A 13,583-nucleotide genomic window follows, 5' to 3' on the forward strand; every position below is an offset into this window, starting at 1 on the left:
AAGTTATGGTATCATTAAATAATAAATTGCAAGACTTTTTTGTTCAACCGACAAATGTATATGCTAGAACGATTGCGCGGCGAATTATATTAAGTTTGGCGTTTTTTTTCTTGTTGATGATTATTTTGTCAACGGACTTTATTGCTGATAAAGTATCTTTTGAAGTCGGACAAGTAAGTGATCGGGACGTTATATCGCCGAGAACTGTTGTTTATGTAAATGCTGCTAAGACTAAGAATCTAGAAATGGAGGTCTTAGCGAGTGTCGCCAATGTATATGATATTGATGTTGCCATCACAACAAGGGCTGAAGAATCAATAGGATCTATCTTTAAAACAGTAGGAATGGTAGTCGGCGATAAGACTTTAAATTCTTCTGAAGAAAAGATGGAAAAAATGCAAAAGTTATTGACAATATCTTTACCAAATTCATTGATGACTCATCTGATTGCCCTTGATGAAAAGTCTATTGCGATTGCTGAAGAACAGACTAAAATGATTTTGCGTAAATACTTTCAAAGAGGTATTCGTGATGATGATTTAGCAATCACTAAAAAGAATATTGTACTTGAGACGGAAGAGTTAGGATTAGATAATAATACGGAATCTGTAGTCGCAGGAATCACGCAAGTCCTGTTGCGTCCCAATTTCATATTAAATATGCGTGAAACCGAAAAACGCAAACAATCAGCGATTGCTAACCTTGAACCTGTACGAGAAACAGTAAAAAAAGGACAAATTATGGTCAGACGTGGTGATATTGTAAGTGCTGAGCAAATTCATGGAATGGAAGAAATTGGACTATCAAGAGGACATGGTAGTGAAATTCGCATCTTTGGACTTGCTATTTTTGTCTTACTGATCATGTTAATTATTTTAGGATATATGTATAAATTTGCTCATGCGATATACCAAGATGATTTAAAAGTCGTACTCTTAGGGTTAATTATCTTGATGGCATTAGTGCTAGGGAAAGCGGCCCATTATTATTCTGACTTTATTGCTCCTGTTGCCGTTGGTGCTTTACTCGCTACAATCCTAATTGATGCACGAATTGGATTTTTAGTGAGTATTGTGTTATCCTTATTATTTGGTATTATCGCGGATTATAATTTGCGTGCTGTATCGACAGTTCTAGTTGGCAGCATGATTGGGATCTATAGTGTATCTAAAATGGCTCATGGTTATAGCTTAACGCGAACAGGTCTATGCATTGCAGTAATTAATTTTTTGGTGATTGGTTCAACTGGTTTCATTGAACAGTTAAATGGTTCTCAAATTTTTAGACAAGGGATGATGGGAGTGTTTAGTGGTATTGGAGCTGCTGTCATTACCACTGGTATCTTGCCATATCTGGAAAATATCTTCAATATTACTACTCCCCTGAAATTGCTTGATTTAGCCCAACCTAATCACCCTTTGCTCCAGCGCTTACTTCTTGATGCTCCAGGTACCTATCACCATAGTGTAATGGTTGGAAACTTAGCAGAAACTGCGGCAGATCATATTGGTGCTGATCCTGTTACAGTCAGAGTGGGTGCTTATTATCATGATATTGGAAAAATAAAACGACCATGTTTTTTTGTGGAAAATCAGGTAGGGAATGAAAATCCTCATGATAAGATAGCACCTTCGTTAAGTACTCTCATTGTTACGTCTCATATTAAAGATGGAGTAGATTTGTGTAATGATTATAAATTGCCACAGGTGATCATTGATATTGTCCAACAACATCATGGTACGATGTTAGTGTCGTATTTTTATAAACAGGCGACAGAAAATGAGCATGGTGAATGTATTATTGAAGCGGATTTTCGTTATGAAGGTCCTAGACCGAGAAGTAAAGAAGCCGCTCTTATTATGTTAGCAGATGCCTGTGAGGCAGCGGTACGATCGATTAACAAACCGAATGCCAATCGCATTGAAGCTACAGTACGCAAACTCATACGAGAACGATTACATGATGGTCAACTTGATGAATGTAACTTAACACTGAAAGATTTGAATATCATTGGTGATGTCTTTATCAGAGTTCTTTCTAGCATGTTTCATAAGCGTATTGAATATCCAGATGCAGTGAAGGAACTAGAGAGGAGAAAAAATAAGAATGGAAATAGCATTAAACAACCTACAGGAAAAGACGGTAATTACATTGTCAATGGAACAAATAGTGATGTCGGTGTTGCAAAAAACTGCTGAAGTTTATGATATCGAAGCTCATACTGAAGTAAGTGTAGTCTTGGCAAATGATGAATATATCCATGCTTTGAACCTTGAATATCGAGGCAAAGATTGTTCAACCGATGTCTTATCTTTTGCATTAAATGAAGGGGATGAGCCTGAAGTCCTTGATGGGCCTGAAGAGGTTTTATTAGGTGACATCATCATTTCGGTGGAGACTGCAACCCGTCAAGCTGAAGAATATGGACATAGTTTGGAACGTGAATTGGCTTATTTGACAGTGCATGGTATACTGCATCTATTAGGATATGATCATATGACAGAAGAAGAAAAAACAGAAATGCGACAAGAAGAAGAACATGTTTTATCTCTTTTGGGCATTCATCGTGTATAATGAAGAGGAAACAAAGTCTTTCACAAGCATTTAAGAATGCTTTTTCTGGTATCGTATATTGTCTTTTACATGAACGCAATATGAAAATCCACATGGCAGCAGCTTTCTTTGCAGGAGGATTGGCTTGGTGGCTGCAACTTGATGATGATAAAATCTTAGTCTTATTAGTAACAATATCCAGCGTACTTGTTGCTGAGATGGTCAATACTGTTGTGGAAAAGGTAGTTGATATGGTGTCGCCAGAAGTACATCCTCTGGCGAAAATTGCGAAAGATGTAGCAGCTGGAGCTGTGTTGATTACAGCCATTATTTCCTTGATTGTTGGTTATATTTTATTTTGGAAAAAAATATGGACCTAAGGAGAAAAAAGTGATGGAAGAAATCATTGTGGCGGCGCAGGCAGTAAGGGAAAATGCTTATGTGCCCTATTCCAATTTCAAAGTTGGGGCTGCGGTACTCGCTAAAAATGGGAAAATATATACGGGCTGTAATGTGGAAAATGCTTCCTATGGTTTGTGTAATTGTGCCGAACGTACAGCTATTTTTAAGGCTGTATCTGAGGGGGAAACTGATTTAGTTGCAATTGCGATTATCGCTGATACAGTTAAACCTGTAGCGCCTTGTGGAGCTTGTAGGCAAGTTATGGCTGAATTTCGTATACAAAAGATCATGATGTGCAATTTGCACGGTGAGCAAAGAATTGCTACACTTGAAGAATTATTACCCTATTCATTTGAGAAAAAACATTTGTCAGGAGAGATTTAATAATGGTAGTGAATGCAGAACATAAATCCGGATTTGTTTCGGTAATTGGTAGACCTAATGTGGGAAAATCAACCTTAATTAATAGTTTAGTTGGACAAAAAGTAGTGATTATGTCTGATAAGCCGCAAACCACTAGGAATAAAATTATGTGTGTACTTACCTTGGATGATGCACAAATTTTATTTATCGATACACCTGGAATACATAAGCCTAAGCATAAACTTGGTGAGTATATGCTAAAAGCCGCAGAAAATACTTTGCGTGAAGTAGAAGTTATCTTTTTTGTTGTAGATGCTACTGAAGAGTTTGGCGGTGGGGAAAAGTATATTTTAGAATTATTAGCTTCGGTTAAAACCCCTGTCATACTTGTTGTCAATAAGATCGATAAGATCGAAAAAACTAAGCTGCTTCCTATTATAGAAAAATATTCAGCACTTTATAACTTTGCTGGCGTTGTACCTATTTCTGCAATTGAACATACAAATTTGGACAATCTAGTACTTGAGGTCAAAAAATATTTAGAACCAGGTCCACAGTATTATCCAGAAGATATGGTCACTGATCAGCCTGAGCGTTTAGTTATCACAGAATTAATTCGGGAAAAAGTACTTCACTCTACTCGTGATGAAGTACCTCATTCAATTGCTGTGGATATTGAAGAAATTTTAACGCGTCCCAATGATACAGTGTATGTAAGGGCTGTCATTTATGTTGAACGGGAATCACAAAAAGGCATCGTGATTGGTGCAAAAGGTCAACTATTAAAAGATATTGGCCGTTTAGCGCGTATTGATATTGAAAACTTATTAGGTTCGAAGATTTTTCTTGATTTGTGGGTAAAAGTGAAAAAAGATTGGCGTAACAAGGAAGGTAGTTTGCGTGGTTTTGGTTACGATTGATATAGATTTTTTTTTAGGCTATCGCTTGGCGATAGCCATTCTTTATTGACGGTCATGCGTTAAGATGGTATGATTTGTAAAGAAGAGTAAAAGAATGTTTTGCCACTTTTGGGTTTCATATTATTATGTTGACAGGTTAATAATATGAATAGAGAAGCGATGAAAGAATGTGATTTTTGTATAGTGAATTAGAGGTTCATTTGGTATAGATAATGGTGATAAGGGCTTAAAAATGATTTTTGTAACAGATTGGGGGAGAGATGCGCTATCGAGTCGTCGTTGTTTAGTTTAATAAAATTGTTAGGAGCTTTTTTACTCGTATTATTAAATGGATTTTTTGTCGTGGCAGAATTTTCCTTGGTGAAAATCCGAAAAACTCGTTTGGAAGAGTTGGTACACCAAGGCAATAATAACGCTAGATTAGCCTTAAAGATTGTTTCTTCATTAGATACTTATTTAAGTGCGATTCAGTTGGGGATTACCTTATCCTCACTTGCTTTAGGGTGGATTGGTGAACCAGCAGTTTCTTCGATTATAGAGCCAATATTAATCAAGTATGTTTCCTCATCGGAGTTAATGCTTCACACCGTTAGCATTGCAATCAGTTTTACGTTCATTACCCTTTTACATGTTGTAGTTGGCGAATTAATTCCTAAGTCTTTTGCTATTCAAAGAACAGAGCGTATGGTATTGTTGGCAGCTTGGCCTTTATATATTTTCCATAAGATTGGTTATCCTGTGATCATGTTATTTGATTATACCGCTTGGTTCTTTTTAAAACTTCTCGGTGTAAAACCTGCAAATGAAGCAGATTTGGCTCATTCAGAAGAAGAGTTAAGGATGATTGTCAGTGCCAGCCATCGTGGTGGGGTATTAAACCAAATGGAAAGTGATCTAATTGATAATGTATTTGATTTTGCCGATCGATTAGCCCGTGAGGTCATGGTGCCACGTCAAGATATTATTTGTTTATTTGTTGATGATTCTTATGAAGAAAATTTGAAAGTTGTGCGCGAAACTCATCATACTCGTTATCCTTTATGCGTAGAAGATAAAGATCACATTATTGGTATGATCCACTTACGTGATTTGATGGATCTTGAATTAGATAATGCTGAGAAAAAAGATATTACGACCATTATGCGAGAAATGTTAGTTGTTCCTGAGGGAATGTCGGTGGCTAAACTTTTGCAATTGATGCGGCGTAAACGAATGCATTTAGCGGTCGTAGTTGATGAGTATGGTGGTACTGCAGGACTTGTCGCAATGGAAGATATTATTGAAGAAATAGTCGGTGATATCCAAGATGAACATGATGATATTGTTCAGGCGGAAATTCAACGTTTAGCTGATGGAACCTATGAATTTGATGGTCGAGTACTTTTTGATGATGTTGCTGGATTGTTAAATATCCATTTTGACGATCATGAAGAAGATACTATTGGTGGTTATATATTTGGAGTGCTTGGGCGACGACCTGAAATTGGTGATGAAGTCAATATTGGTGAGTATGTTTTCTCTGTGTTACAAGTCAATGGTTTTCGTGTAGTACGGGTTAAAGCGATGCCTCTTCCAGCTGAAGAAGAGAGCGATGCTTAATCATAAATAAGACTTGGTTATCGAGTAAATGACGCAAACGTTGTTACAAAGGTCAAGCTGGAAAAAATATGTGCGAAGGGATGATGTCAAGTGATGTTGCGGGATTTAATGTGGAAAGTTTTCCAGAGTACCGGACAGATTGAGGCATATTTGATGTATCGCTCATGCACTGAATGTAATGACCAACCTGAAACGTCACCAGAGAGGAATCGGATGATAACACCTCTAATGTAAGATTTGAAAAACTCGATTAAGTATGGTATGTTGAGGGAAGTATGGCACAATATCAAGCTGAAGCGATCTTAGTAGCAGTACGCGATTGGGGCGATGCTGATAAGATTGTAACTTTATTTTCGCGAGAACATGGAAAAATAATTGCTTTTGCCAATGGTGCTCGTCGCCCCAAAAGTCCTTTGGCTGGTGGTATGCAACTGTTTACACACCTTGAAGTGATGTTATTACCTGGGAAAAATTCCGATTCGGTTAAACAATGCGAAGTCAAACATGCTTTTAGACAATTACAGGAAGATTTTAATTGTATGGCGTATGGTGCATTTATTGCGGAACTAACAGCAGAACTTTGTCCAGAACGCCAACCAGACCCTCATATATTTGATTTATTGCTCACTGTATTTCATGTGTTGACAGTGCGCAATCCACGCATTGTGGCACTCGCTTATGCGTGGCAGTTGTTATCTATTACAGGTTACTCTCCAGAGTTTGACCGATGTACCTTGTGTGGACAAGAAATCAATTTTCCTGCCTATTTTAGTTTTAACAATGGTGGTTATGTTTGTAGTCAATGCGAACATGACGGACTTTCGGAAATTAACGATAAGGTGCATCAATTTACCCATTGCTTATTAACTCTTGATTGGCATAATCCAGGGGGATTCTCAGTAAATCCTACAGTTTTAGTCCAAACTGAAAAATTGTTATTGGGTTATTTAATGCAATGTCTGGACAGACCTCTTAAGTCGATGAATTTTATCAAACAAGTTGCTTCTATCATGTAAAGATGATCCTAAGGTTTAACGCTAGAATAATAAGGGTTATTTATGGAAATAATAAAAGAAAACCTTATGGGAGGGTATTTATTATGGAAGATATTACTTTAGAGAAAATTGACATTGTCCGTGAACGTACAGGTTTTTCTTATCGTGAAGCAAAAGAAGCATTAGAAAAGAGCAATGGTAATGTTCTTGAAGCTTTAATTGACTTTGATGATAATAAGAAAGATTCAAAGTGGACTGAAGAATTTTCTGTGCGCTCTGGAGAAGTCGTTGATAAAGTCAAAGGGCTTATTTATGAAGGCAATGTAAATAAAATTAGCGTAAAGAGTGAAGGACGTACTCTTGTTGAAATTCCTGTCACCTTTGGTGCAATTGGGGCGATGGTCTTACCACATCTGGCAGTCCTTGGAGTACTTGTTGCAATGTTTAAACGTTGCACGATTGAAGTGGTACGTAATGACGGTAGCAAAGTTGAAACTGAAGTATCAAATAACGAAAACGCTGCTGAAGAAGATGGACGAGACCATCGTAAAGATGGTGGAATCTAGTTTTTGACATTGACAAATAAAGACAACTTTGTTATGATTTTAACTAAATTACGGCAATGCGGGAAAAAACACCTAACTGCAATAAGGCTGTTATGGATATCGAGAGAGGTATTTTATAACTGACTGTTCAGCGAGCTAAGGAAAGTGTGAGCTTAGCAATTAGATAGGTGAATGGCCTTCCCAAGCTGCGAGAGGAAATCTTACTGATGAATTCTTCTGATTCTATGGTAAGCTAGTAAAACTCGCTATAAGTTAAGGTGGGTCATTTTGGGTGGCCAATCAGGGTGGAACCGCGGGATTAACCTCTCGTCCCTGTAACGATATGTTACTGTGGACAAGGGGTTTTTATTTTATTTTTTAGGAGGCGTACTACAATTGACTTTTCAAGACATTATTTTAACACTCCAGAATTTCTGGGCTAAACAAAACTGCATTTTAATGCAACCATATGACGTAGAAAAAGGTGCAGGTACCATGAATCCAGCTACGTTCTTACGAGCTCTTGGACCTGAGCCTTGGAATGTAGCTTATGTTGAACCATCACGTCGTCCAGCAGATGGACGGTATGGTGAAAATCCTAACCGGTTATTGCAACATCATCAATATCAAGTGATTATGAAACCATCACCAGCAAATATTCAAGAATTATATTTGGAAAGCCTGGTTTGCTTAGGGATTGATCCAGCTAAACATGATATTCGTTTTGTTGAAGATAATTGGGAATCACCAACTCTTGGCGCTTGGGGACTTGGTTGGGAAGTTTGGCTTGATGGTATGGAGATCACTCAATTTACTTATTTTCAACAAGTAGGCGGTATTGATGTTAAGCCAGTATCTGTGGAAATAACCTATGGGTTAGAACGATTAGCCATGTATATACAGAGTAAAGAAAATGTATATGAGTTGGAATGGGTAGCTGGCATCACCTATGGGGATGTTTTTCATCGTAATGAAGTAGAGCAATCACATTATAATTTTGAGATTGCTGATACAGCATTATTATTTCAACTCTTTGATATGTACGAAAAAGAAGCAATTCGAGTGATTGATGCAGGTTATGTGCTTCCAGCTTATGACTATGTTCTCAAATGTTCTCATACTTTCAATTTGCTTGATGCCCGTGGTGCAATCAGCGTAAGTGAACGGACTGGTTTTATTGGTCGTGTACGTAATATGGCAAGAGCATGTGCACAAAGTTATCTGGCACGGCGTGAACAACTAGGATTTCCGCTGCTTAAGGAGGGCAACTAATTATGGCAAAAGATTTGTTATTGGAAATTGGAACGGAAGAGATTCCAGCAAGATTTATGTCAGGGGCATTAGAACAACTGAAACATGTTGCTACGACAAAATTAACTGAGCTGAGAATTGGTTATAAGGAAATTCAGGTACTTGGGACGCCTCGTCGTTTAGTGTTGGTTGTGCGTGATATGGCTGAAGAACAGACTGATATGCATAGTGAGAATAAAGGACCTTCTATTAAGATTGCCTTTGATGCAGATGGTAACCCGACGAAAGCTGCCCAAGGTTTTGCTAGAGGGCAAGGTGTTGAGGCAACGGCTCTTGTTGTAAAAGATGGATATGTATATGCTATGGTGCAAGAAGAGGGAAAACCAGTAGCTGGATTATTAGCAGAGATGTTAACAAACCTAATCGATAGTTTAAATTTTCCTAAAAATATGCGCTGGGCTCATTTAGAGCGGCGTTTTGTAAGACCAATACGTTGGTTAGTCGCTTTGTTTGGTAACGAAGTCATTCCTTTCACTGTAGCAGAAGTTGAGACGGGTAATAAAACGCGGGGACACCGTTTTTTAAGTAAAGGCGAATTTACAGTTCAGTCCGTTGAGGATTATTTCTCTACATTGCCTGACCAGTATGTTATGGTTGATCAGGAGGTTCGACGCCAAGTCATTCGTGAGCAGGTAGAAAAAATTGCGATTGAACAAGGTGGTACAGCAACTATTGATGAAGATCTATTAGAAGAAGTGGTTTATCTTGTAGAGTATCCTACTGCATTGTATGGAACCTTCGAAGAAAAGTATTTATCACTGCCGCCTGAGGCTGTCATTACACCTATGCGTGAACATCAACGTTATTTCCCAGTTTTTTCTCCAGAAGGAAAATTGCTGCCTGTATTTATTACTGTACGTAATGGAGGGGCTGAGCATCTTGATGTTGTTCGTCATGGTAATGAAAGAGTATTAAAAGCACGTTTGGCTGATGCTCGTTTTTTCTATGAAGAAGATAAAAAGATTAAATTGATTGATCGCTTAGATAAATTAAAAACGATTGTCTTCCAAGATGGACTAGGCACTTTACATGATAAAACATTGCGTATTGAGAAACTGGCTGTGGGCATTGCAGCAGAACTTAATCTTGCAGATGAGCTAACAAGTGTAATTCGTCGCAGTGCAATTCTCGCTAAAACTGATCTTGTTACAGGTATGGTCTGTGAATTTACAGAATTACAGGGTACCATGGGCCGTGAATATGCGTTACTCAATGGTGAACAGCCAGCAGTAGCTGAGGCGATTTTTGAACATTATTTGCCACGATTTGCTGGAGATATTTTACCTAAAAGTTCCGTTGGACAAGTGATTAGTATCGCAGATAAATTGGATAATATTGTATCAACCTTTAGTCGAGGTCTCATTCCGACAGGATCACAAGATCCTTATGCTCTACGGCGCCAGGCTCTGGGTATTGTCAATATCCTCGTTGATGGCAAACATCATATCTCTTTATCAACGATGTTGCTAAAAACAATGGAATTATTGAATTTTAGTGATAGTGCACAACAAGAGAAATTACAAAAAGAGATACAAGACTTTTTCCGCCTAAGGGTTAAAAATATTTTAGCGGACGAAAAGATTCGATATGATATTATTGATGCTGTTATGGCAGTAGGGATTGATGATATCTATGATACTTGGCTCAGAGCGAAGGCGATGGAATTAGAGGGCACTGGAGCTGAAATGCAAAAGGCTATTCAAGCTTTTACTCGCGCAAGTAATCTTATGAAGCATGCGACCACTGATGCGATTGATGAAAACCTATTTGTAGTCAACGCAGAACATGCTTTATATAAGGGGTATCAAGTAGCACGGCAAGACATTGAAAAGATGCTAGTCACTAAAGATTACCCTGGAGTGTTAAAGGCTATGATTGGGATGGCTACACCAATTGATACATTTTTTAGCGAAGTGATGGTCATGGCTGAGGATATTGGAGTACGTAATAATCGTTTAGCTTTATTGAAGGCCATTACTCATCTGACTGCGAACATAGCAGATCTAAGTAAACTTGTCGCATTTTAATGCGTAGGTAGTTGTTAATCAAGCACATGGTCATCTATGTGCTTGATTGGTATATAAGAAAAAAGGGGGGGACATCATGACTAAATCAACCATAATTTATGCGCTATCTGATTCGATTGGGGAGACTGCAGAAATGATCGCTCGTGCTACGGCTAGCCAATTTGAAGCTGACTCTTTTGAGATCGTTCGCATCCCCTATATCAAAACTGCTGAGCAAATTGAAAAGATTATCGAGGAAGCAACTCATCGTAAAAGTGTGATTTGTCACACTCTTGTAAATGTTGAATTGCGAGAAGCTTTATTTCTTCAGGCAGAGCGTTCGGGTATTTCAGCGATTGACGTCATGGGACCGATGATTCATGCCTTGCAAAATGTATCTGGACTCGTTCCTAGACTCAAGCCTGGTCTTATTCATAAATTGGATGAAGACTATTTTAAACGGGTCGAAGCCGTAGAGTTTGCTGTGAAATATGATGATGGGAAAAATCCATGGGGATTATTAAAGGCTGATGTTGTACTTGTTGGGGTTTCTCGGACTTCAAAAACGCCTTTAAGCATGTACTTAGCCCATAAAAAAATAAAAGTCGCCAATGTTCCCATGGTGCCAGAAGTAGCACCGCCAGAACAATTATTTAAGGTTCCGACTGAACGAATTATTGGCTTAATTATTGATCCGGAAAAATTAAATGGTATTCGTGCAGAGCGGCTTACTTCGATGGGGCTCGATCCTGATTCTTGTTATGCTGACGTTCAGCGTATTACGCAAGAGGTGGAGTATGCAAAGAGTATTATGGAGCAACTGAAATGTCCGATTATCGATGTATCAAATAAAGCGATCGAAGAGACTGCCAATCGGATCATGGATATTATCTGTAATAATCCAGCTGCTGATCAAGGTTTTTGTGAAATGCATGTTCAATAAAATATAAAAATAAACCCTCTGTTGTAAAAACGGAGGGTTTATTTGTTAAAAAAATGTATTTGTTTCTATATTATATTTGATACTATCAGCAGTAAATGTATTATCATTTTGTGTAACTTTTACATTGCCGCTAAATACTGCATTTTTATCTCGCCAACTATAATCTACGCGATCAGCGGTGACTGTTGTATTTGTACGAGAAAAATTAATGTTGCCTTCGATCGTGGCACGTTCGCTAGAGCCATAGACATAAACTTTATCACCTGTGAAGTAAATGTCATCTTGAGTGACCGTGATGCCGCCTGTTCCCCATACTTCGAGTGAAGCAAGACTCACTTTTGCTTGACCAGCAGTAATAATACGGTTTTTTACTTCAATGTAGACATTGCCATCGAGCATATAGAGTCCTGTATTAATATCAAGATATTGTTGATCAGCTTTGATAATGGGTTTGGCAGCCATGGCGGTTGCTGTGAACAATACGATGACTAATAATGTCATAGTTAAAATTTTAGCTTTCATAAAAACCTCCTTCTATTGATAAAATAAGAAAATATCTTCTTACATTATATCATGTTTAATGGAAATAATAAATTTCACCCTGTAGCAAATTCACTGTATAATATTGTATAATTAAGAAAGAGGGAGGCGATTTTGTGAATATTCGTGAACGTATTGAAGAGCAAGAGTATAAAATCCTATCATCATTTGCAAGTAAGAGCCGTGAAGCCGTTCGTGATAAAGAAGAGGATAGTTGTGAATTTCGTACAGCCTTTCAACGTGACCGAGACCGAATTATTCATAGTAAAGCTTTCAGACGTCTGAAACATAAAACCCAAGTCTACATATCTCCTGGCGATCATTATCGTATGCGTATGACTCATAGTTTAGAAGTGGCGCAAATATCAAGGACAATTGCAAGAGCGTTATTGTTAAATGAAGATCTAACAGAAGCCATTGCCTTAGGTCATGATGTGGGGCATACTCCTTTTGGTCATGTTGGTGAATATGCCTTGCGTGAAATTATTGGTCATTACAATCATAATGAGCAGAGTTTAAGGGTCGTAGAATATATTGAAAGGGGCGGTAAAGGACTTAACTTAAGTCTCGAAGTAAAAGATGGAATTTTAAATCATACAGGTGAAAATAAAGCATTGACGTTAGAAGGCAATGTAGTACGTATTGGTGATCGGATTGCATATTTGTGTCATGATTATGATGATGGAATTCGGGCTGGTATGATTAAGGTTAATGATTTACCGGAAAAAGTCTCTAAAGTCTTAGGGGTAAATCCTTCTCATATGATTACGGTCATGGTTGGCGATCTGATTAAGACATCTGAGGGGCATAGTGAAATCAAAATGTCTCCAAAAGTAAAAAAATCAATGGAAGAATTTAGAGAATTTATGTTTGAAAAAATTTATCATTCAGTGGCTCTTGAAGGAGATCGCAAAAAAGCTCAGTATATTATTCGAAAGCTATATGAGTACTTCAGAATTCACCCTGAACGGTTACCACAAGAATACCTAGAGCGTGAAGAGCAATGGGGGCTAGAGATGACAATTATTGATTATATTGCTGGATTAACAGATATGTATGCCGTTAATTTATTTGAAAAATTATTTATACCTTCTAAGTGGGGTTCCTTATAATAAATGCTGTAGTCATGTTATTCACAATAGAGATAATTCTATATTCTTTACTTCAGCAACATATAGAATTTGAAAAAGTAATCATAAATTAGATTACTTTTCTTTTTTTTTGAGAATTTTTTGTATAAAAGAATAGAATAATAAAAGAAAGTCTAGTTTTAAACGATTAGAATCGAATAATATAAGTATTGTCAAGATAAAAATAGAGGATAATTATAATTTATATTGAATACTGTTACTATAAAAGTTATTTGCTAGATATTATAAAAAATAATATCTATAATCGAATCCTTA

Annotated in this window: 14 protein-coding genes; 13 read left to right on the top strand and 1 reads right to left on the bottom strand. The window is 37.4% G+C overall.

The features are described from left to right. Positions 1-5: 5 nt before the first annotated feature. The 12 genes from ACAN52_RS06780 to ACAN52_RS06835 all read left to right on the top strand — a co-directional run bounded on the left by ACAN52_RS06780 (position 6) and on the right by ACAN52_RS06835 (position 11,637). Positions 6-2,198: an HD family phosphohydrolase gene (locus tag ACAN52_RS06780; protein ID WP_378953784.1), complete on the top strand. Its 2,193-nt coding sequence runs from the start codon at positions 6-8 to the stop codon at positions 2,196-2,198. Then, positions 2,107-2,574 carry an rRNA maturation RNase YbeY gene (ybeY, locus tag ACAN52_RS06785; protein ID WP_378953785.1) on the top strand — a complete coding sequence of 156 codons (468 nt, stop codon included), beginning with the start codon at positions 2,107-2,109 and terminating at the stop codon, positions 2,572-2,574. The genes ACAN52_RS06780 and ybeY overlap by 92 nt, the downstream gene beginning before the upstream one ends. Then, positions 2,574-2,933, top strand: coding sequence for a diacylglycerol kinase family protein (locus tag ACAN52_RS06790; protein WP_378953787.1), 360 nt, complete (start codon positions 2,574-2,576; stop codon positions 2,931-2,933). Before ybeY ends, ACAN52_RS06790 begins: the two co-directional genes overlap by 1 nt. Positions 2,934-2,946: 13 nt before the next feature. After that, complete coding sequence (locus ACAN52_RS06795) at positions 2,947-3,339, top strand: cytidine deaminase (RefSeq protein ID WP_378953789.1); 393 nt, start codon at positions 2,947-2,949, stop codon at positions 3,337-3,339. 2 nt (positions 3,340-3,341) lie between these two features. Next, on the top strand, positions 3,342-4,238 hold the full coding sequence (gene era / locus ACAN52_RS06800; RefSeq protein WP_378953791.1) for a GTPase Era: 897 nt from the start codon (positions 3,342-3,344) through the stop codon (positions 4,236-4,238). A 279-nt stretch (positions 4,239-4,517) separates the two neighbouring features. Beyond that, on the top strand, positions 4,518-5,837 hold the full coding sequence (locus tag ACAN52_RS06805; RefSeq protein WP_378953792.1) for a hemolysin family protein: 1,320 nt from the start codon (positions 4,518-4,520) through the stop codon (positions 5,835-5,837). A gap of 108 nt (positions 5,838-5,945) precedes the next feature. Beyond that, positions 5,946-6,071, top strand: coding sequence for a YqzL family protein (locus ACAN52_RS06810; protein ID WP_378953853.1), 126 nt, complete (start codon positions 5,946-5,948; stop codon positions 6,069-6,071). Between the two features lie 41 nt (positions 6,072-6,112). Next, a complete protein-coding gene (gene recO, locus ACAN52_RS06815) occupies positions 6,113-6,853 on the top strand; it encodes a DNA repair protein RecO (RefSeq protein WP_378953794.1) in 741 nt (246 codons plus the stop codon). An 83-nt stretch (positions 6,854-6,936) separates the two neighbouring features. Next, the gene (locus ACAN52_RS06820) at positions 6,937-7,398 is read left to right on the top strand and encodes a DUF4342 domain-containing protein (RefSeq protein ID WP_378953796.1); all 462 of its coding nucleotides are present in this window, start codon (positions 6,937-6,939) and stop codon (positions 7,396-7,398) included. Between the two features lie 375 nt (positions 7,399-7,773). Further along, a complete protein-coding gene (gene glyQ, locus ACAN52_RS06825) occupies positions 7,774-8,649 on the top strand; it encodes a glycine--tRNA ligase subunit alpha (RefSeq protein ID WP_378953798.1) in 876 nt (291 codons plus the stop codon). A 2-nt stretch (positions 8,650-8,651) separates the two neighbouring features. Continuing rightward, positions 8,652-10,715, top strand: coding sequence for a glycine--tRNA ligase subunit beta (gene glyS, locus ACAN52_RS06830; protein ID WP_378953799.1), 2,064 nt, complete (start codon positions 8,652-8,654; stop codon positions 10,713-10,715). A gap of 76 nt (positions 10,716-10,791) precedes the next feature. Continuing rightward, a complete protein-coding gene (locus tag ACAN52_RS06835) occupies positions 10,792-11,637 on the top strand; it encodes a pyruvate, water dikinase regulatory protein (protein ID WP_378953801.1) in 846 nt (281 codons plus the stop codon). Between the two features lie 45 nt (positions 11,638-11,682). Here the strand turns inward: ACAN52_RS06835 and ACAN52_RS06840 are convergent, their stop codons facing one another. Continuing rightward, positions 11,683-12,159 carry an LptA/OstA family protein gene (locus ACAN52_RS06840; RefSeq protein WP_378953803.1) on the bottom strand — a complete coding sequence of 159 codons (477 nt, stop codon included), beginning with the start codon at positions 12,157-12,159 and terminating at the stop codon, positions 11,683-11,685. Positions 12,160-12,293: 134 nt separating this feature from the next. Between ACAN52_RS06840 and ACAN52_RS06845 the strand changes: the two genes are divergently transcribed. After that, entirely contained in the window at positions 12,294-13,289 is a 996-nt protein-coding gene (locus tag ACAN52_RS06845; protein WP_378953805.1) for a deoxyguanosinetriphosphate triphosphohydrolase, read from the top strand. Positions 13,290-13,583 lie beyond the last annotated feature (294 nt).

Source organism: Pelosinus sp. sgz500959 (assembly GCF_042610375.1).
Lineage (GTDB): Bacteria > Bacillota > Negativicutes > DSM-13327 > DSM-13327 > CTSoil-075.